We start from the raw sequence: 19357 nt of genomic DNA on the forward strand, positions 1-19357 counted from the left end.
CGGTATGGGTGCAACAGGTCGTACGGATGACGGCCGCGGCCGGCTCGGCAGCAGGCTGTCCGGGGCCGCGGTGGCCCTCGGCTGCCTGCTCTTCCTCGGCGGCTTCGTCTGGGGCGCGTTCTGCTACCAGCCGTACACGGTGCCCACCGGATCGATGACACCGACGGTCAACGCGGGCGACAAGGTCCTCGCGCAGCGCGTGGACGGCAGCGAGGTCCGGCGCGGTGACGTGGTGGTGTTCAACGACCCGGAGTGGGGCGATACACCCATGGTGAAGCGGGTCGTCGGAGTCGGCGGCGACAAGATCGCCTGCTGCGGCGAGGACGGCCGCCTCACAGTGAACGGCATACCCATCGACGAACCGTATCTGCGGTCGTCCGCCCGCGCCTCGGCCCAGGACTTCACCGCCGAGGTGCCCGAGGGCCAGATCTTCCTGCTGGGCGACGACCGCACGGTCTCGCTGGACTCCCGGGTCCACCTGGAGGACGCCACGCACGGCTCGGTGCCCCGCGACGCCGTGGAGTCCAGGATTGACGCCGTCGCCTGGCCGCTGGGCTCCATGATCGACCGGCCCGAGGCGTTCGCCGCGCTGCCGGGCGGTGTCTCATCGGCCGGGCCGCTGGGGCTCCAGCTGACCGCCGTGGCGGCGGGCATCGTGCTCATCCTGGGCGGGGCGGCGTACGGCCCGCTCGCGGCCCGTGCCTCCCGGCCGAAGCGGAGCCCGAAGCCCGAGGCGGCCGCGCATGTCCGCTGAGGTGCGCAGGGTCGCCCGCCTGGTGCTCCTCGATCCGGACGACCGCATTCTGCTGATGCACGGCTTCGAACCGGAGGCCCCGGACCGCACCTGGTGGTTCACCCCGGGCGGCGGTCTGGAGGGCGACGAGACCCACGAGCGGGCCGCGCTGCGCGAGCTGGCCGAGGAGACCGGGATCACCCACGCCGAACTGGGCCCGGTGATCTGGCGGCGCCGGTGCTCCTTCACCTTCGACGGCCGGCGATGGGACCAGGACGAGTGGTATTTCCTGGCTCGTACGGCACAGACCGCCACGGACACCAGCGGCCACACATGGCTGGAACGCCGCAGTGTCACGGGGCTGAGGTGGTGGACCTCCGCCGAACTGTCGGCGGCGCGTGAGACGGTGTACCCCACCGGGCTCGCCGACCTGCTCCGGAGGCTGCTCGACGAGGGCCCTCCGCGTATGCCGGTGGACCTGGCCCCCGGAAGCGGCTGAGCGGCCGGCCGGGGCGCCGCAGCCCGGCGCACAATGGGGAAACGCACGGCTGAAGGGGAACATGCCAATGAGCGCCGAGGACCTCGAGAAGTACGAGACCGAGATGGAGCTGAAGCTCTACCGGGAGTACCGCGATGTCGTCGGTCTGTTCAAATTCGTGATCGAGACCGAACGGCGCTTCTACCTCACCAACGACTACGAGATGCAGGTGCACTCGGTCCAGGGCGAGGTGTTCTTCGAGGTGTCCATGGCGGACGCCTGGGTCTGGGACATGTACCGGCCCGCCCGGTTCGTGAAACAGGTACGGGTACTCACGTTCAAGGACGTCAACATCGAGGAGCTCAACAAGAGCGATCTCGAACTTCCGAGTGGCTGAGTTATCCACAATCACCCGCTTGTCCACCAAGATCCACTGAAATAGGGCGGACGCGTCAGAGTCGGTGCCGGAGGTGGTGCCGATATGAACGCACGGGGGGCTCTCGGGCGGTACGGCGAGGACCTGGCGGCGCGGCTGCTGGCCGACGCCGGCATGTCCGTCCTGGAACGGAACTGGCGCTGTCGCGCCGGTGAGATCGACATCGTCGCGATGGACGGGGACGCGCTCGTCATCTGCGAGGTGAAGACCCGCAGGTCGGGCGCGTACGAGCATCCGATGGCCGCGGTCACCCCGGCCAAGGCCGAGCGGCTGCGCCGGCTGGCCGCGCTGTGGCTGGAGCGGCACGGCGGCCCGCCGCCGGGCGGGGTGCGCATCGACCTGGTCGGGGTGGTCCTGCCCGAGCGCGGCGCGCCCCTGGCCGAGCACGCGCGGGGGGTGGCCTGATGGGGTTCGCACGTGCCTGCTCGGTCGCCCTGGTGGGCGTCGAGGGCGTGGTGGTGGAGGTCCAGGCGGACCTGGAAGCCGGTGTGGCTGCGTTCACACTGGTGGGCCTGCCCGACAAGAGCCTGGTGGAGAGCCGGGACCGGGTCAGGGCGGCTGTGGTCAACTCCGGGGCGGAGTGGCCGCAGAAGAAGCTCACCGTGGGGCTGTCCCCGGCCTCGGTGCCGAAGGGCGGCTCGGGCTTCGACCTGGCCGTGGCGTGCGCGGTCCTGGGCGCGGCCGAGCGGATCGACCCCGCGTCGATCGCCGACGTGGTGATGATCGGCGAACTGGGGCTCGACGGCCGGGTGCGCCCGGTACGGGGGGTGCTGCCCGCGGTCCTGGCGGCGGCCGACGCCGGCTACCGCCAGGTGGTCGTCCCGGAACAGACCGCGGGCGAGGCCGCCCTCGTCCCCGGTGTCTCCGTGCTCGGGGTGCGCAGCCTGCGGCAGCTGATCGCGGTGCTGTGCGACGAACCGGTGCCGGACGAACAGCGGCCCGACGAGGAGGGCCGCCCCGATCCGATGCTCGCCGGGCTGATGGTGCCCGGCGCCGGACTGGGCACCGGCCTCGCCCGGGGCCCGGCGGCGGGGGACGGCGGCCGGCCGGACCTGGCGGACGTGGCGGGGCAGGAGCGGCCGCGCAAGGCCCTGGAGGTCGCCGCGGCCGGCGGCCACCACCTGCTGCTGACCGGTCCGCCGGGCGCCGGGAAGACCATGCTGGCCGAGCGCATGCCCGCGATCCTGCCGCCGCTCACCCGGCAGGAATCCCTCGAAGTGACCGCCGTCCACTCGGTGGCCGGCATCCTGCCCCCGGGCGAGCCCCTGATCGCCCGGGCCCCGTACTGCGCGCCGCACCACTCGGCGACCATGCAGTCGCTGGTCGGCGGGGGCAACGGGCTGCCCAGGCCGGGAGCCGTCTCGCTCGCCCATCGCGGAATCCTCTTCCTGGACGAGGCGCCGGAGTTCTCCGTGAAGACGCTGGACGCGCTGCGCCAGCCCTTGGAGTCCGGGCACGTCGTGGTGGCCCGCAGCGCGGGGGTGGTCCGGCTGCCGGCCCGGTTCCTGATGGTGCTCGCCGCCAACCCGTGCCCGTGCGGGCGGCACACCCTGAGCGGTGACGGCTGCGAGTGCCCGCCGTCCGCGGTGCGGCGCTATCAGGCCAGGCTCTCCGGGCCGCTGCTCGACCGGGTGGACCTCAGGGTGACCGTCGCCCCGGTCACGCGGGAGGACCTGATGGGCCGGGGCGGCCGGGGCGAGTCCACGGCAACCGTCGCCGCCCGGGTGCGGGAGGCCCGGGACCGGGCGGCCGAGCGGCTGGCCGGCACGCCCTGGACGACCAACAGCGAGGTGCCCGGCCACGAGCTGCGGACCCGGCTGGCCGCGGCCCCGGGCGCGCTGATGGCGGCCGAGCGGGACATGGAGCGCGGCCTGCTCACGGCCCGGGGGCTGGACCGGGTGCTGCGGGTGGCGTGGACGGTCGCGGACCTGCGCGGCGCGGCCCGCCCCGACGCCTCGGACGTGGCGGCCGCCCTGGAGCTGCGCAGCGGCATCCCGCGCGGGGTGCCGCTGGGGGCGGGGGCGCCATGACGGGCCACGAAGGAGCCGGACTCGCGTACGGCACGGACCCGGGGGCGGGCGGAGGCGCGGACCTGGGGGCGGCCGGGCCCGCGGACGCGCCGGAGCGGCTGGCGCGGGCGGCGCTGACCCGGGTGCTGGAGCCCGGCGACGAGCGGGGCGGGCGGTGGCTGCGGGAGTGCGGCGCGGTCGGGCTGTGGCGCCGCATCACGGACCCGGCCGGGGAGGCCGAGCGGCTGCGCGGCATGACGGTGCGGCGGCTCGCGGGCTACCGGCTCCGGGCCGCCCGGGCGGACCCGGAGCGGGACCTGGCCGCCGTCGCCGCGGTCGGCGGGCGCTTCGTCTGCCCCGGCGACCGCGAGTGGCCGACGCAGTTGGACGACCTGGGCGACGCGCGGCCGACCGGGCTGTGGGTGCGGGGCGGGCCCGATCTGCGGCTCTGGGCGCTGCGCTCGGTCGCCGTGGTCGGCGCCCGCGCCTGCACCCCGTACGGGGCCCACATGGCGACGACGCTGGCCGCGGGGCTCGCGGAGCGCGGCTGGGTGGTGGTCTCGGGCGCCGCCTTCGGGGTGGACGGCGCGGCGCACCGGGGTGCGCTGGCGGCGGGCGGGGCGACGATCGCGGTGCTGGCCTGCGGGGTGGACGTGGCCTATCCGCCGGGACACGCCGAGCTGATCGCGCGGGTGGCCGGGCAGGGGCTCGTCATCGGTGAGCTGCCGCCGTCCGAGCACCCGACGCGGACCCGGTTCGTCCTGCGGAACAGGGTGATCGCCGCGTTGACGCGGGGGTCGGTGGTCGTGGAGGCGGAGTACCGCAGCGGTTCGCTGGTGACGGCGCGGGTCGCGCAGCGGCTGGGGCGCTTCACCATGGGGGTTCCGGGGCCGGCGACCAGCGGTCTGTCGGCCGGTGTCCACGAACTCCTGCGCGGAGACGGCGTGCTGGTGACGGACGCCGCCGAAGTGGCCGAGCTGGTGGGCGACATGGGGGACCTGGCGCCGTCCAGGAGCGGTCCGGTGCTGGCCCGGGACCTGCTCGACCCCGTCGCCGGGCGGGTGCTGGACGCCCTTCCCGCGCGCACCGCCGTCGACGCCCGGGAGGTGGCGCGGGGTGCCGGGACCAGCGCCGACGAGGCACTCGGCAAGCTGTACGAACTGCACTCACTGGGATACGTCGAACGCGAGGGCGAGGGATGGAGGTTGACGCGGAGGCCGACTTGCCGGGACGACGCGCGGCGAGGCGGTTCTTGACCTGGGGCATTCGGGTGAAAAGGTGATGCCGATGACCTCGGCGGACGCTTCGACGGTGGCTCCGGGGCCGGTGCCTGCGGCGACGGCCCCGGGCGCCCGGCGTGCCCGCACCCCGACGGGCTGTCATGTCCGCGGCCGGGTCCCGCGTCATCTCCGCCGGCCCGGGAGCGCCCGGGCGCCATCCTCTATCCTGCGCGCACCGCGACACCTCAGTCACGCTACGCTCACAAGGATTCCGCCCCAGAGACAAGTCCCAGTACTTCACGGCAGAACGGCTCAAGGCACCACATGCCCCAGCACACCTCCGGGTCTGACCGCGCGGCAGTACCACCGGCTGCGCGTGGCACTGTGCGCCCTCCCGCCCCGACCTCGCTCGACGAGCTGTGGCGCTCGTACAAGACGACCGGCGACGGGCGGCTGCGGGAGCAGCTGATCCTGCATTACTCGCCCCTGGTCAAGTACGTCGCCGGCCGGGTGAGCGTGGGCCTGCCGTCCAACGTCGAGCAGGCGGACTTCGTCTCGTCCGGGGTGTTCGGGCTGATCGACGCGATCGAGAAGTTCGACATCGAACGGGCCATCAAGTTCGAGACGTACGCGATCACCCGCATCCGGGGCGCGATGATCGACGAACTCCGGGCGCTGGACTGGATCCCGCGCTCCGTGCGGCAGAAGGCGCGCGCCGTCGAACGCGCCTACGCGACGCTGGAGGCGCAGCTGCGCCGCACCCCGTCCGAGGCGGAGGTCGCGGCGGAGATGGACGTCACGCTGGAGGAACTGCACGCCGTCTTCAGCCAGTTGTCCCTGGCCAACGTGGTCGCGCTGGAGGAGTTGCTGCATGTCGGCGGCGAGGGCGGCGACCGGCTGAGCCTGATGGACACGCTGGAGGACACCGCCGCCGACGACCCGGTGGAGGTGGCGGAGGACCGGGAGCTGAGGCGGCTGCTCGCCCGGGCGATCAACACCCTCCCGGACCGCGAGAAGACGGTCGTCACGCTCTACTACTACGAGGGCCTCACCCTCGCCGAGATCGGCAACGTCCTCGGGGTCACCGAGAGCCGGGTCAGCCAGATCCACACCAAGTCGGTGCTCCAGCTCCGCGCGAAGCTGGCGGACGCCGGGCGCTGAGCGGGCCTTCCGGCTCGGCCCGCGCGGGTACCCCTCTGCGGCGGTCGCCGTAGAGTGGAGGCGTGCCCAGGATTCGAGCGGCCTCCGTGGCCGAGCACCGGACCATGCAGCGCGGCGCCCTCCTGGACGCAGCGCGCTCCCTGCTGTCCGAAGGGGGCACGGAAGCGCTGACCTTCCCCGCCCTCGCCGAACGCACGGGCCTCGCCCGGTCCTCCGTCTACGAGTACTTCCGCTCCCGCGCCGCTGTCGTGGAGGAGCTCTGCGCCGTCGACTTCCCCGTCTGGGCGGCCGAGGTGGAGAGCGCGATGGAGCGGGCCGGGACGCCCGAGGGGAAGATCGAGGCGTACGTCCGGCGCCAGCTCGACCTGGTCGGGGACCGGCGCCACCGGGCCGTGGTCGCGATCTCCGCCAGCGAACTGGACGCGGGCGCCCGCGAGAAGATCCGGGCCGCGCACGGCGGGCTCATCGCCATGATCGTCGAGGCGCTCGGCGACCTCGGCCACGCGGAGCCCCGCCTCGCGGCCATGCTGCTCCAGGGGTCCGTGGACGCCGCCGTCCGGCGCATCGAGCTGACCGTGGCGGAGGAGCCCGGCGTCATCGCCGACACCGCCGTCGCCATGATCCTCGACGGCGTCCGGGGCGCCGGCATCCGCGACTGACCCCGGCGCGGCCTCCACCACGGCACGCCGAGCACCACCAGCAGGGCAGGCGCGGCGCCCCCGTACGCGACCGCCGCCCCCGGCAGCGGCACGCCGTACACCGGCAGCAGGCGCGACGGGCCGCGCCGCAGCAGCGACGGCGGCAGCAGCGACAACGGGTCCAGGTACGCGTCGGCCCGGCGCAGCCCCCAGTGCAGGCAGCCCGCCGAGCAGTGGGACGGCCCCGCCTCCAGCACGGCCACCACCTGCCCCGCCGCGACCTCGTCGCCCTCCGCGACCAGCGGGCGCACCGGCTCGTACGTCGTCCGCAGCGGCGGGTCGTCCGTCCCCGCGAGCTCCACCGAGACCACCCCGCGCCCGGCGACCGCCCCCGCGAACGAGACCCGGCCCGCGGCGGCGGCCAGCACCTCGGTGCCCGGTGCGGCGGCCAGGTCCACGCCCCGGTGGCCCGGCCCGTACGGACCGGCGGGCGGCTCCCATCCCCGTACCACCGAAGGCCGCCCCGCCAGCGGCCAGACCCGCTGCCCGGTGTCGGCCGCCACGGCGGCGCCCGGCCACCCGCCCCACGCCACCAGCGCGGCGAGCACGACGGCGGCCCGGGGCGCCCACCACCGCATCCGTTCGCATGTGATTCGCATGGCACCACCGTCCCCCGGACCCCGCCCGCGTGGGGATCATGGGCCGGAGCTGTGGACTACCGGCCGGTTGTGGACAGCGCCGTCACCCGGGACCCGGACGGTCCCGTACACTTCTTCTGGCGACTCGGGTCACCGGGTCGACTTCGCACGCCCCGCCACCACCCGTTCAGCGGAGGTGGCCGCGCCCCTCGGTCCCTTGCGGCACGGCGCGCCGGGGCGTCAGGCGTGGCAGCAATCCTGCTGCCGCGACAACCGAGAAATTCAAGGAGTACGGCCATGGCCGTCGTCACGATGCGGGAGCTGCTGGAAAGCGGCGTCCACTTCGGTCACCAGACCCGTCGCTGGAACCCGAAGATGAAGCGCTTCATCTTCACCGAGCGCAACGGCATCTACATCATCGACCTGCTCCAGTCGCTGTCGTACATCGACCGCGCCTACGAGTTCGTCAAGGAGACCGTCGCGCACGGCGGCTCCATCATGTTCGTGGGTACGAAGAAGCAGGCCCAGGAGGCCATCGCCGAGCAGGCGACGCGCGTCGGCATGCCGTACGTCAACCAGCGCTGGCTCGGTGGCATGCTCACCAACTTCTCCACCGTCTACAAGCGTCTCCAGCGCCTGAAGGAGCTGGAGCTCATCGACTTCGAGGACGTGGCCGCCTCCGGCCTCACCAAGAAGGAGCTCCTGGTCCTCTCCCGCGAGAAGGCCAAGCTGGAGAAGACCCTCGGTGGTATCCGCGAGATGCAGAAGGTGCCGAGCGCCGTCTGGGTCGTCGACACCAAGAAGGAGCACATCGCCGTCGGTGAGGCGCGCAAGCTCCACATCCCGGTCGTCGCGATCCTCGACACCAACTGCGACCCCGACGAGGTCGACTACAAGATTCCGGGCAACGACGACGCGATCCGCTCCGTCACCCTGCTCACCCGCGTGATCGCCGACGCCGTCGCCGAGGGCCTCATCGCCCGCTCCGGCGCCGCCACCGGCGACTCGAAGCCGGGCGAGAAGGCCGCCGGCGAGCCCCTCGCCGAGTGGGAGCGCGACCTGCTCGAGGGCGACAAGAAGGCCGACGCCGAGGTCCAGTCCTCCGTCGAGACCGAGAAGGACGCCGCCGCCGACGCGGAGCCGGCCGCCATCGCCGCCGACGCCGAGCAGGCCGAGGCCCCGGCCGCCGACGCCGAGCAGGCCGAGGCCCCGGCCGCGGACGCCGAGCAGGCCTGACACCCGTCACGGCTGACGACGGCGGGGGCCGGTGCACTGGCACCGCCCCCGCCGTCCACCCGTAGATCTTTCAGACTTCGAGAGAGAACACAGACTCATGGCGAACTACACCGCCGCTGACGTCAAGAAGCTCCGCGAGCTCACCGGCGCCGGCATGATGGACTGCAAGAAGGCGCTCGACGAGGCCGACGGCAACGTCGACGGCGCCGTCGAGGCCCTGCGTATCAAGGGCCAGAAGGGCGTCGCCAAGCGCGAGGGCCGTTCCGCCGAGAACGGCGCGGTCGTCTCCGTCGTCTCCGACGACAAGACCTCCGGCGTCCTCGTCGAGCTGAAGTGCGAGACCGACTTCGTCGCCAAGGGTGACAAGTTCCAGGCCGTCGCCAACGCCCTCGCCGCGCACGTCGCCGCGACCTCCCCGGCCGACCTGGAGGCGCTGCTCGCCTCCGAGATCGAGCCCGGCAAGACCGTCCAGGCGTACGTGGACGAGGCCAACGCCAACCTCGGCGAGAAGATCGTCCTGGACCGCTTCGCGCAGTTCCAGGGTGCCTTCGTCTCGGTCTACATGCACCGCACCATGCCCGACCTGCCCCCGCAGATCGGTGTGATGGTCGAGCTGGACAAGGCCGACGCCGACCTGGCCAAGGGCCTCGCCCAGCACATCGCCGCCTTCGCGCCGAAGTACCTCTCCCGCGAGGACGTCCCGGCCGAGGTCGTCGAGGCCGAGCGCCGCGTCGCCGAGGAGACCACCCGCGCCGAGGGCAAGCCCGAGGCCGCCCTCCCGAAGATCGTCGAGGGTCGCGTCAACGGCTTCTTCAAGGAGGCCACCCTTCTCGGCCAGCCGTACGCGCTGGACAACAAGAAGTCGGTCCAGAAGGTTCTGGACGAGGCCGGTGTCACCCTGAAGCGCTTCACGCGTATCAAGGTCGGCATCTGAGTCCGTCCGCGAAAAACGGCGGACCCGGTAGGGTCTGGTGCAGTCGACGGCCGCACACCGCCGTACGACCGCAGATCTGACGAGGAGGCCATTGCCGCTGAGGGACACCAGACCCACCGGCAATGGCCTTCTTCGTATGCGCACGAGGAGAATCCCCATGAACAAGGGCGCGGACGCCGCCAAAGACGACGACAAGCGCGAGGACGGCAAGGTGCCCGGACGCTTCATGCTGAAGCTGTCCGGTGAGGCCTTCGCCGGCGGCGGGGGCCTCGGTGTCGACCCCGACGTCGTGCACGCCATCGCCCGGGAGATCGCGGCGGTCGTACGGGACGGCGCGGAGATCGCGGTCGTCATCGGCGGCGGCAACTTCTTCCGCGGCGCCGAGCTCCAGCAGCGGGGCATGGACCGGGCGCGCTCCGACTACATGGGCATGCTCGGCACCGTGATGAACTGCCTCGCCCTCCAGGACTTCCTGGAGAAGGAGGGCATCGACTCCCGCGTCCAGACCGCCATCACCATGGGCCAGGTCGCGGAGCCGTACATCCCGCTGCGCGCCGTGCGTCATCTGGAGAAGGGCCGCGTCGTGATCTTCGGCGCGGGCATGGGCATGCCCTACTTCTCCACCGACACCACCGCCGCCCAGCGCGCTCTGGAGATCGACGCCGAGGCGCTGCTCATGGGGAAGAACGGCGTGGACGGGGTCTACGACTCCGACCCGAAGACCAACCCCGCCGCGGTCAAGTTCGACGCGCTGGAGTACAGCGAGGTGCTCGCCCGCGACCTCAAGGTCGCCGACGCCACCGCCATCACCCTCTGCCGTGACAACGATCTGCCGATCCTCGTCTTCGAGCTCACCGCCGCCGGCAATATCGCCCGCGCCGTCAAGGGTGAGAAGATCGGCACGCTCGTGAGCGACCAGGACACCCGCGCCTGACCACGGGCGCGTCCACCGGTGAGGCCCGGTGGAACAGGGGCGCGGGACCGCCCCGGAAGATGGACAACGGCCTGCCGGTCCGACACCGTGCAGGTGAGGACGCGACGCAGGACCCGCCGGGCCCGCCGGGCCCGTTCAAGACACGCAGGAGCACGTGGTGATCGAAGAAACCCTCCTTGAGGCCGAGGAGAAGATGGAGAAGGCCGTCGTCGTGGCGAAAGAGGACTTCGCCGCGATCCGTACCGGCCGTGCGCACCCGGCGATGTTCAACAAGATCGTCGCCGACTACTACGGTGCGCCGACCCCGATCAACCAGCTGGCCTCGTTCTCGGTGCCCGAGCCCCGTATGGCCGTCGTGACGCCGTTCGACAAGACCGCGCTGCGCAACATCGAGCAGGCCATCCGCGACTCGGACCTCGGTGTCAACCCGAGCAACGACGGCAACATCATCCGGGTCAACTTCCCCGAGCTGACCGAGGAGCGCCGCCGCGACTACATCAAGGTCGCGAAGACCAAGGCCGAGGACTCCAAGATCTCGATCCGGGCCGTCCGCCGCAAGGCCAAGGAAGCGCTCGACAAGCTGGTCAAGGACAAGGAGTCCGGCGAGGACGAGGTGCGCCGTGCCGAGAAGGAGCTCGACGACACCACCGCGAAGTACGTCGCGCAGGTGGACGAGCTGCTGAAGCACAAGGAAGCCGAGCTGCTCGAAGTCTGATGAACGACTCTTCCTGGGGCGCTCCGCAGGGCGCCGGCCACCGGGTCGCGCCGGAGATGCAGGGTGCTGCGGCGGGTCCTGCCTACGATGTGCACGACGCCCAGCAGACTCGGCCCATGCCCATCGTGCCGGACGTTCCCGACGCAGGTAGAGACGCTGAAGACCGTGATCACCGGGACCAGGGGGCCGGACGCCTGAGCGGCGGCCCCCTGTTCCGCGACGAGAAGCCGCAGGAGCCCATGCCGACCGCGCCGCCGCCGCCCCCGCCTCCGCAGAAGAAGCGCGCGGGCCGGGACCTGGGAGCCGCCATAGGGGTCGGCCTGGGACTCGGCGCCCTGGTCGTGGTCTCGCTCTTCGTGGTCAAGGCGGTCTTCGTCGGCGTGATCGCGCTCGCCGTCGTCGTCGGGCTCTGGGAGCTCACCTCCCGGCTGGAGGAGCGCAAGGGCATCAAGGCGCCCCTCGTACCGCTCGCCGTCGGCGGTGCCGCCATGGTCGTCGCGGGGTACGCGCGCGGAGCCGAGGGCGCCTGGGTCGCCATGGCCCTGACCGCCCTGGCGGTGCTCGTGTGGCGGATGGCGCAGCCGCCCGAGGACTACCTCAGGGACGTCACGGCGGGCATCTTCGCCGCGTTCTACGTGCCCTTCCTGGCCACCTTCGTCGCCCTGCTCCTGACGGCCGACGACGGCCCGCAGCGGGTGCTGACCTTCCTGCTGCTGACCGTGGTCAGCGACACGGGGGCGTACGCGGTCGGCTGGCGGTTCGGCAAGCACAAGCTGGCTCCGCGCATCAGCCCCGGCAAGACCCGCGAGGGCCTGCTCGGGGCGGTCGCCTTCGCCATGGTGGCCGGTGCGCTGTGCATGCAGTTCCTGATCGACGGCGGTTCCTGGTGGCAGGGGCTGCTGCTGGGCCTCGCGGTCGCGGCCAGCGCCACCCTGGGCGACCTGGGTGAGTCCATGATCAAGCGGGACCTCGGGATCAAGGACATGGGTACGCTGCTGCCCGGCCACGGCGGGATCATGGACCGGCTGGACTCGCTGCTGCCGACCGCCCCGGTGGTCTGGCTGCTGCTGGTGCTGTTCGTCGGCTCGGGCTGAGACCGGCTCGCACCCATGGCTGAGGGGTCACCGCTCGCGAGCGGTGACCCCTCAGCCATGGGTGGCGTCAACCGTGGTCGCGCAGCGCCGTCCGCATGTCGCGGTAGAGGTTCAAGGCCCGGCGGCGCGTCCAGAGGATCCAGGCGCAGAAAGCCGCCACGAAGAGGGCGAAGACCAGGGCGAACCCGAGGGAGCCGCCGGCAGAGCTCAGGACGAGCAGACCGATCGCGACCAGGCCCATGGCGCCCAGCCAGTACGGCAGCCACCGCCGGCCCCGCTCCATCCTGCCCAGCTGGTCGTCGACCAGCCGTCGCATCACCGCCCGCTCCTGCGGGTCGCGCGGCACCTCGTGGTGGCGGATCTTGCGCAGGAGGCCGGCGACGGCGCCGGGGGAGGCACCCGTGACCCGGCTCGTCCGCCTCCGCTGGAGGGCCACGGCCACCATCACGACGATGGTGTAGACGGCGCCCTGGACCAGCCACATGGCCGGATGCTCGTCGCGGTGTAACAGCGCGTTCAGGCCCACACCGAGCCCGAAGACCACCAGGCCCTGCCCGATCAGGCTGTCGTTGAACCAGTGTTTGACGGTGTGCACGGCACCTACCTCCTGCGGCGGCTGCGGAACTCCCTGTGTTGTCCCGGTTACCCCGTGAGCCGCCCCTCACCGCGACCGCACCGGGGTACCTCCGCGCGTCTGCGACACTGGAAGAACCATGCCTAAGCCCGGAGAACTCACTTTCGTCGCGCCCCGCGGAGCCAAGAAGCCGCCGCGGCACCTCGCCGACCTCACGCCCGCCGAGCGCAGGGAGGCCGTCGCCGCGATCGGCGAGAAGCCGTTCCGCGCCCAGCAGCTCTCGCAGCACTACTTCGCGCGGTACGCGCACGACCCGGCCGAGTGGACCAACATCCCGGCCGGATCGCGGGACAAGCTCGCCGAGGCGATGTTCCCCGACCTGATGACCGTCGTCCGGCACATCAGCTGCGACGACGACACCACCCGTAAGACCCTGTGGAAGCTGCACGACGGGACGCTGGTCGAGTCCGTGCTGATGCGCTACCCGGAGCGGGTCACGATGTGCATCTCCTCGCAGGCCGGCTGCGGGATGAACTGCCCGTTCTGCGCGACCGGGCAGGCCGGTCTCGACCGCAACCTCTCCACCGCGGAGATCGTCCATCAGATCGTGGACGGCATGCGCGCGCTGCGTGACGGCGAGGTCCCCGGCGGCCCCGCCCGGCTCTCCAACATCGTGTTCATGGGCATGGGCGAGCCGCTGGCCAACTACAACCGCGTCGTCGGCGCGATCCGCCGGCTGACCGACCCCGAGCCCGACGGCCTCGGCCTCTCGCAGCGCGGGATCACCGTGTCGACCGTCGGCCTGGTGCCCGCGATGCTGCGGTTCGCCGACGAGGGCTTCAAGTGCCGCCTCGCCGTCTCGCTGCACGCCCCGGACGACGAACTGCGCGACACCCTCGTGCCGGTGAACACCCGGTGGAAGGTGCGCGAGGTGCTGGACGCCGCGTGGGAGTACGCGGAGAAGTCCGGCCGCCGCATCTCCATCGAGTACGCCCTGATCCGCGACATCAACGACCAGGCGTGGCGCGGCGACCTGCTCGGCCGCCTCCTCAAGGGCAAGCGGGTCCACGTCAACCTCATCCCGCTGAACCCGACGCCCGGCTCCCAGTGGACCGCCTCGCGGCCCGAGGACGAGCGGGCGTTCGTGGAGGCCATCGCGAGCCACGGCGTGCCGGTCACCGTCCGCGACACCCGCGGCCAGGAGATCGACGGCGCCTGCGGGCAGCTGGCGGCCTCCGAGCGCTGAGGGCGGGCGGTCGTCGGTGCCCGGGGCCCCGGCCGAAAACGGCCGTGTAGCCTGGGGCCGAAATCAACTGCATATTCCGACAGGGGAGCGCCACAGCGCTGAGAGTGCGGCACCAAGGACAGGTTGGCCGCAGACCCTCTGAACCTCGCCCGGGTCATTCCGGGTAGGAAGTTCGGACCATACTCAAGCTGTTGCGCCCTGCCCGCTTCCGGTTCCGGCCGGTGTGCGGGCAGGGCCGCGTCTCTTCCTGGTCACTCCAGGAGGAATCACACATGAGCACCACCCAGAAGGCCGCGGTGGCGGCCGTCGCCGCCGCGCTCGGCGTCACCGCGCTGGCCGGCTGCGGGAGTTCCGACGACTCGGCGTCCGGTTCCGGCTCCACCAAGGGCGCCGGTTCCAAGACCGTCACCCTCGTCAGCCACGACTCCTTCAACGCCTCCAAGGACGTGCTGAAGGAGTTCACCCGCGAGACCGGCTACACCGTCAAGGTCCTCAAGAGCGGGGACGCGGGCGCCGCCCTCAACCAGGAGATCCTGACCAAGGGCTCCCCGCGGGGCGACGTGTTCTTCGGAGTCGACAACACCCTGCTCTCGCGCGCCCTGGACAACGGCCTGTTCACGCCGTACGAGGCCAAGGGCCTGGACCGGGTCCCGGCCGATGTCCAGCTGGACGCGGACAAGCACCGGGTCACCCCGGTCGACACCGGTGACATCTGCGTCAACTACGACAAGAAGTACTTCGCCGACAAGAAGCTCGCGCCGCCGAAGACCTTCGCCGACCTGGCGAAGCCCGCGTACAAGGACCTGCTCGTCACCGAGAACGCCGCGACCTCCTCGCCCGGCCTCGGCTTCCTCCTCGGCACCGTCGCCACCTTCGGCGAGGACGGCTACCAGGACTACTGGAAGAAGCTGAAGGACAACGGCGTCAAGGTCGTGGACGGCTGGGAGCAGGCGTACAACGAGGAGTTCTCCGGTTCGGCCGGCGGCAAGAAGGCCAAGGCCGACCGGCCGCTCGTCGTCAGCTACGCCTCCAGTCCGCCCGTCGAGGTGCTGTACGCGGACCCGCGGCCGAAGACCGCGCCCACCGGGGTCGCCACCGGAACGTGCTTCCGCCAGATCGAATTCGCCGGTCTGCTGGACGGCGCGAAGAACGAGGCGGGCGGCAAGGCCCTGCTGGACTTCCTGATCGGGAAGAGGTTCCAGGAGGACATGCCGCTCACCATGTTCGTCAGCCCGGTCGCGAAGGACGCGAAGGTGCCCGAGCTCTTCACGAAGTTCGGTGCCACCGCCGACAAGCCGGCGACCGTCGCCCCGGACACCATCGCCAAGAACCGTGAGCAGTGGGTCCAGTCATGGTCCTCGCTCGTAGTGAAGTAGCGAAGACTCCCGTACGCGGTCCGGGCGCGCGCGGGAGGTCCGCACGCGCCCGGGCCCGTCGCGCGGCCGCGGTGCGGCTCGGCCTCATGGCCGTGCCCGTCGCGTTCTTCGCCGTGTTCTTCGCCTATCCGGTCGCCGCCATCGTGGGCCGGGGGCTCAAGGCGGACGGCGTCTGGCAGTTCGGCCGGATCGGCGAGGTGCTGGCCCGGCCGGAGATCCGGGACGTCCTCTGGTTCACGCTGTGGCAGGCGCTCGCCTCGACCGCGCTGACCCTGCTGATCGCGCTGCCCGGCGCGTATGTCTTCGCCCGGTTCGACTTCCCCGGCAAGCAGGTGCTGCGGGCCGTGGTCACGGTCCCGTTCGTGCTGCCGACCGTCGTCGTGGGCACCGCCTTCCTCGCGCTGCTCGGGCGGGGCGGGCTGCTGGACGAGCTGTGGGGCGTACGGCTGGACACCACCGTGTGGGCGATCCTGCTGGCCCATGTGTTCTTCAACTACGCGGTCGTCGTCCGCACCGTCGGCGGGCTCTGGGCGCAGCTCGACCCGCGCCAGGAGGAGGCCGCCCGGGTGCTCGGCGCGAGCAGGTTCACCGCCTGGCGGCGCGTCACGCTGCCCGCGCTGGCCCCGGCCGTGGCGGCCGCCGCCCTGATGGTCTTCCTCTTCACCTTCACCTCCTTCGGGGTCGTACAGATCCTCGGCGGGCCCGGCTTCTCCACCCTGGAGGTGGAGATCTACCGGCAGACCGCGCAGCTGCTCGCCCTGCCCACGGCCGCCGTACTGACGCTCGTGCAGTTCGCCGCCGTCGGCGCGATCCTCGCCGTGCACGCCTGGACCGTACGCCGCAGGGAGCGCGCGCTGAAGCTGGTCGACCCGGCACAGACGGAGCGCAGGCCGAGCGGTGCCGGGCAGTGGGTGCTGCTCGCAGGAGTGCTGCTGAGCGTGCTGGTGCTGGTACTGCTGCCGCTCGCCGTCCTCGTGGAACGCTCGCTGGGCGGCTCCGGTCTCGCCTACTACCGCGCGCTGACCTCGGCTGACGCCAACAGCGGTACGTTCCTGGTCGCGCCCGTCGAGGCCATCGGGAACTCGCTGCGCTACGCCCTCGTCGCGACCCTGATCGCCCTCGTCGTCGGCGGGCTCGCCGCCGCCGCGCTCACCCGGCGGGCGGGCCGGCTCGTCCGGGGCTTCGACGCGCTGCTGATGCTGCCGCTCGGGGTCTCCGCGGTCACCGTCGGCTTCGGCTTCCTGATCACCCTGGACAAGCCGCCGCTGGACCTCCGTACCTCCTGGATCCTGGTGCCGCTCGCCCAGGCGCTGGTCGGGGTGCCCTTCGTGGTACGGACCATGCTGCCGGTGCTGCGAGCGGTGGACGCCCGGCTGCGGGAGGCGGCGGCGGTCCTCGGGGCCTCGCCGCTGCGGGCCTGGCGCGAGGTGGACTTCCCGCTCGTGCGGCGGGCGCTGCTGGTCGCCGCCGGGTTCGCGTTCGCCGTGTCGCTGGGGGAGTTCGGCGCGACCGTGTTCATCGCACGGCCCGACAACCCGACGCTGCCGGTGGCCGTGGCCCGGCTGCTCGGCCGGTCCGGGGACCTCAACTACGGCCAGGCCATGGCCCTCAGCACCATCCTGATGCTCGTGTGCGCGGTCTCGCTGCTGCTGCTCGAACGCATCCGCACCGACCGATCCGGGGAGTTCTGAACGATGCTGACGCTCGAATCGGCCACCGTCCGCTTCGGTGACCGGGCCGCGCTCGACGGGGTCGACCTGGAGGTCGCCGACCATGAGACCGTCTGCGTCCTCGGGCCGAGCGGCAGCGGCAAGTCCACCCTGCTGCGCCTGGTCGCCGGGCTCCAGGAGGCGGACGGCGGCCGGGTCCTGCTCGACGGCACCGACCAGGAGGGCATCCCGGTCCACCGGCGCGGCCTCGGCCTGATGTTCCAGGACCACCAGCTCTTCCCGCACCGGGACGTCGGCGCCAACGTCGCCTTCGGCCTCCGGATGCACGGGGTCGGCCGGGGAGAACAGGACCGCCGGGTCGCCGAACTCCTCGACCTCGTGGGCCTCCCCGGCGCCGAACGCCGCGCCGTCGCCGCGCTCTCCGGCGGCGAGCAGCAGCGCGTCGCCCTCGCCCGGGCCCTCGCCCCCCGGCCCAGGCTGCTGATGCTCGACGAGCCCCTGGGCCAGCTGGACCGCAGCCTGCGCGAACGGCTCGTCGTGGAACTGCGCGCCCTCTTCGGCCGCCTCGGCACCACCGTGCTCGCCGTCACCCACGACCAGGGCGAGGCGTTCGCGCTGGCCGACCGGGTCGTCGTGATGCGCGAGGGCCGCGTCGCCCAGGTGGGCACCCCGCTGGAGGTGTGGCAGCGCCCCGCGTCGGCCTTCGTGGCGCGGTTCCTGGGCTTCGACAACGTGGTCGAGGCGACCGTCGAGGGGGAGGCGGCGGACACGGAGTGGGGCGAGGTGCCGGTGCCGGCCGGGTCGCCGCAGGGGGCGTGCGATCTGCTGGTGCGGCCGGCCGGGGTGCGGATCGGCGGGCCGGAGAAGGGGCTGCGCTGCGTCGTGGGCGCCCGCACCTTCCGGGGCAGCCACGTTGCCGTGACCCTGCACCCGGAGCGCGGTCCGGTGCTGGAGGCCGAATGCCCGCTGCGCGGGACGCCGGAGGAGGGCGAGCGGGTGGGCGTCGGCTTCGACGCGTCGGAGTGCGTGGTGCTGCCCGCGCTGTTCTGACGGTTTACGCCCCCGAGAGGCGGGCAAGGGCGTCGGGCGCTTCCTCCACCGTGTCGACCAGGGCGATGCGGGCCTCCATCTTGCGGCCGGATGCCAGGGTTTGCAGGAGCGGCCAGGCGGGAAGCTCGCGCGTCCAGTGGTCGTGGCCCACCAGCACCATCGGGACGGGTTCGCCGCGTGACTCGTAGTAGTTCGGGGTAGCGCTGTCGAATATCTCCTGGACGGTCCCGGCCGCGCCGGGGAGGAAGATCACGCCCGCGCTCGACCGGGCCAGCAGCCCGTCCTCGCGCAGCGCGTTGGTGAAGTACTTGGCGATGTGTCCGGCGAACGGGTTCGGCGGCTCGTGGCCGTAGAACCAGGTGGGGATCGACACGGACGGGCCACCGCCCGGCCAGCGCTCCCGTACCGCGAAGGCGGCCCGCGCCCAGTCGGTGACCGAGGGGGTGAAGGACGGCACCGCGCCGAGCATCGCGCACGCCTCGTCCAGCATCGTGTCGGCGTGCGGCGCCGCGTACGCCCCCAGGTTGGCCGCCTCCATCGCGCCCGGGCCGCCCCCGGTCGCCACGGTGAGGCCGCTGCGGGCCAGGGTCCTGCCGAGCCGGGCCGCCGCCGCGTAGCCGGCGCTGCCCCGGGGCGTCGCGTGCCCGCCCATCACACCGGCCACCCGGGCCCCGGCGAGCGCCTCCTCCAGCGCGTCCGAGATCGCGTCGTCGTGGAGCGCCCGGAGCATCGAGGCGAACGCGTCCCCGTCCGACCGGGTCCGCCGGAACCAGTCGTGGGCCAGGGCGTCCGGCGTGGACGCGTACCCCTCCCTCGCGAGTCCGTCGTAGAGCGCGTCGGGGGAGTAGAGCAGGCCCCGGTACGGGTCGAAGGGCAGTCCGGGGACGGGCGGGAAGACGAAGGCGCCGCCGGCCCGGACCTTCTCCTCGGGGCCGGGCTCCATCGGGCAGCCGAGGAACACGGCGCCGGCGGTGTCCGTGGCCAGCAGCGCCGCGCTCCGCTCCGTCAGGTCCACCGACTGCACGCGGCGCCCGGCCAGCGAACCGGCGGCCACCGCCGCGTCGAACTCGGCCAGCGACTCGATCTCGTCGCCGTGGCCGCTCTTGTTCTCCTCCGGGCTCTCCACGCAGCTCATGCTACGAAACGCTGATCCGATCCGGGCGGGCACCCGGAAACACGCGAAACCGGCCGGGCAAGGAGCCCGGCCGGTCCGGT

At 72.4% G+C, this 19357-nt stretch carries 19 protein-coding genes, 1 pseudogene and 1 riboswitch; of the genes and pseudogenes, 17 read left to right on the top strand and 3 right to left on the bottom strand.

Features of this window, described 5'->3' with window-relative positions:
• Positions 1-4 precede the first annotated feature (4 nt).
• The 8 genes from lepB to ABZ565_RS21580 all read left to right on the top strand — a co-directional run bounded on the left by lepB (position 5) and on the right by ABZ565_RS21580 (position 6696).
• Entirely contained in the window at positions 5-754 is a 750-nt protein-coding gene (gene lepB, locus ABZ565_RS21545; protein ID WP_361029085.1) for a signal peptidase I, read from the top strand.
• Positions 744-1232 carry an NUDIX hydrolase gene (locus tag ABZ565_RS21550; protein WP_361029088.1) on the top strand — a complete coding sequence of 163 codons (489 nt, stop codon included), beginning with the start codon at positions 744-746 and terminating at the stop codon, positions 1230-1232. Before lepB ends, ABZ565_RS21550 begins: the two co-directional genes overlap by 11 nt.
• Before the next feature lie 67 nt (positions 1233-1299).
• Positions 1300-1608, top strand: coding sequence for a DUF2469 domain-containing protein (locus ABZ565_RS21555; protein ID WP_018102380.1), 309 nt, complete (start codon positions 1300-1302; stop codon positions 1606-1608).
• Positions 1609-1692: 84 nt separating this feature from the next.
• Complete coding sequence (locus ABZ565_RS21560) at positions 1693-2052, top strand: YraN family protein (protein ID WP_018102379.1); 360 nt, start codon at positions 1693-1695, stop codon at positions 2050-2052.
• Positions 2052-3677, top strand: coding sequence for a YifB family Mg chelatase-like AAA ATPase (locus ABZ565_RS21565; protein WP_361029091.1), 1626 nt, complete (start codon positions 2052-2054; stop codon positions 3675-3677). The genes ABZ565_RS21560 and ABZ565_RS21565 overlap by 1 nt, the downstream gene beginning before the upstream one ends.
• Positions 3674-4912 carry a DNA-processing protein DprA gene (dprA, locus tag ABZ565_RS21570; RefSeq protein WP_361029094.1) on the top strand — a complete coding sequence of 413 codons (1239 nt, stop codon included), beginning with the start codon at positions 3674-3676 and terminating at the stop codon, positions 4910-4912. Before ABZ565_RS21565 ends, dprA begins: the two co-directional genes overlap by 4 nt.
• Positions 4913-5200: 288 nt before the next feature.
• Positions 5201-6037, top strand: coding sequence for an RNA polymerase sigma factor WhiG (gene whiG, locus ABZ565_RS21575; RefSeq protein ID WP_361029097.1), 837 nt, complete (start codon positions 5201-5203; stop codon positions 6035-6037).
• Positions 6038-6123: 86 nt separating this feature from the next.
• Positions 6124-6696: a helix-turn-helix domain-containing protein gene (locus ABZ565_RS21580; RefSeq protein ID WP_361029303.1), complete on the top strand. Its 573-nt coding sequence runs from the start codon at positions 6124-6126 to the stop codon at positions 6694-6696.
• An 86-nt stretch (positions 6697-6782) separates the two neighbouring features.
• Here the strand turns inward: ABZ565_RS21580 and ABZ565_RS21585 are convergent.
• A pseudogene (locus tag ABZ565_RS21585) lies at positions 6783-7229 on the bottom strand (M23 family metallopeptidase); the annotation flags it as partial.
• Positions 7230-7610: 381 nt separating this feature from the next.
• Between ABZ565_RS21585 and rpsB the strand changes: the two are divergent.
• The 5 genes from rpsB (at position 7611) to ABZ565_RS21610 (ending at position 12226) form a co-directional block, all read left to right on the top strand.
• Positions 7611-8549 carry a 30S ribosomal protein S2 gene (gene rpsB / locus ABZ565_RS21590; RefSeq protein WP_361029100.1) on the top strand — a complete coding sequence of 313 codons (939 nt, stop codon included), beginning with the start codon at positions 7611-7613 and terminating at the stop codon, positions 8547-8549.
• 97 nt (positions 8550-8646) lie between these two features.
• The gene (tsf, locus tag ABZ565_RS21595; protein ID WP_361029103.1) at positions 8647-9483 is read left to right on the top strand and encodes a translation elongation factor Ts; all 837 of its coding nucleotides are present in this window, start codon (positions 8647-8649) and stop codon (positions 9481-9483) included.
• 157 nt (positions 9484-9640) lie between these two features.
• On the top strand, positions 9641-10417 hold the full coding sequence (gene pyrH / locus ABZ565_RS21600) for a UMP kinase (RefSeq protein WP_361029106.1): 777 nt from the start codon (positions 9641-9643) through the stop codon (positions 10415-10417).
• 157 nt (positions 10418-10574) lie between these two features.
• The gene (gene frr / locus ABZ565_RS21605) at positions 10575-11132 is read left to right on the top strand and encodes a ribosome recycling factor (RefSeq protein WP_018102371.1); all 558 of its coding nucleotides are present in this window, start codon (positions 10575-10577) and stop codon (positions 11130-11132) included.
• Entirely contained in the window at positions 11132-12226 is a 1095-nt protein-coding gene (locus ABZ565_RS21610) for a phosphatidate cytidylyltransferase (protein ID WP_361029109.1), read from the top strand. Before frr ends, ABZ565_RS21610 begins: the two co-directional genes overlap by 1 nt.
• A 67-nt stretch (positions 12227-12293) precedes the next feature.
• On the opposite strand, the gene ABZ565_RS21615 is transcribed toward ABZ565_RS21610, so the two are convergent.
• On the bottom strand, positions 12294-12821 hold the full coding sequence (locus ABZ565_RS21615) for a hypothetical protein (protein WP_361029112.1): 528 nt from the start codon (positions 12819-12821) through the stop codon (positions 12294-12296).
• A 118-nt stretch (positions 12822-12939) separates the two neighbouring features.
• Between ABZ565_RS21615 and rlmN the strand changes: the two genes are divergently transcribed.
• The 4 genes from rlmN to ABZ565_RS21635 all read left to right on the top strand — a co-directional run bounded on the left by rlmN (position 12940) and on the right by ABZ565_RS21635 (position 18142).
• Complete coding sequence (rlmN, locus tag ABZ565_RS21620; RefSeq protein ID WP_361029115.1) at positions 12940-14046, top strand: 23S rRNA (adenine(2503)-C(2))-methyltransferase RlmN; 1107 nt, start codon at positions 12940-12942, stop codon at positions 14044-14046.
• Between the two features lie 71 nt (positions 14047-14117).
• A riboswitch (TPP riboswitch) is annotated at positions 14118-14234 on the top strand.
• Between the two features lie 84 nt (positions 14235-14318).
• The gene (locus tag ABZ565_RS21625) at positions 14319-15422 is read left to right on the top strand and encodes a thiamine ABC transporter substrate-binding protein (protein WP_361029118.1); all 1104 of its coding nucleotides are present in this window, start codon (positions 14319-14321) and stop codon (positions 15420-15422) included.
• A gap of 86 nt (positions 15423-15508) precedes the next feature.
• Positions 15509-17113, top strand: a complete 1605-nt coding sequence (locus ABZ565_RS21630) for an iron ABC transporter permease (RefSeq protein WP_361029121.1) — start codon at positions 15509-15511, stop codon at positions 17111-17113.
• Between the two features lie 3 nt (positions 17114-17116).
• A complete protein-coding gene (locus ABZ565_RS21635; RefSeq protein ID WP_361029124.1) occupies positions 17117-18142 on the top strand; it encodes an ABC transporter ATP-binding protein in 1026 nt (341 codons plus the stop codon).
• A gap of 4 nt (positions 18143-18146) precedes the next feature.
• Here ABZ565_RS21635 and ABZ565_RS21640 read toward each other — a convergent pair whose 3' ends face one another.
• A complete protein-coding gene (locus tag ABZ565_RS21640) occupies positions 18147-19277 on the bottom strand; it encodes an LOG family protein (RefSeq protein WP_361029127.1) in 1131 nt (376 codons plus the stop codon).
• Between the last annotated feature and the right edge of the window lie 80 nt (positions 19278-19357).

The organism is Streptomyces sp. NPDC016469 (genome assembly GCF_040632905.1).
In the GTDB taxonomy this organism is placed as follows: domain Bacteria; phylum Actinomycetota; class Actinomycetes; order Streptomycetales; family Streptomycetaceae; genus Streptomyces.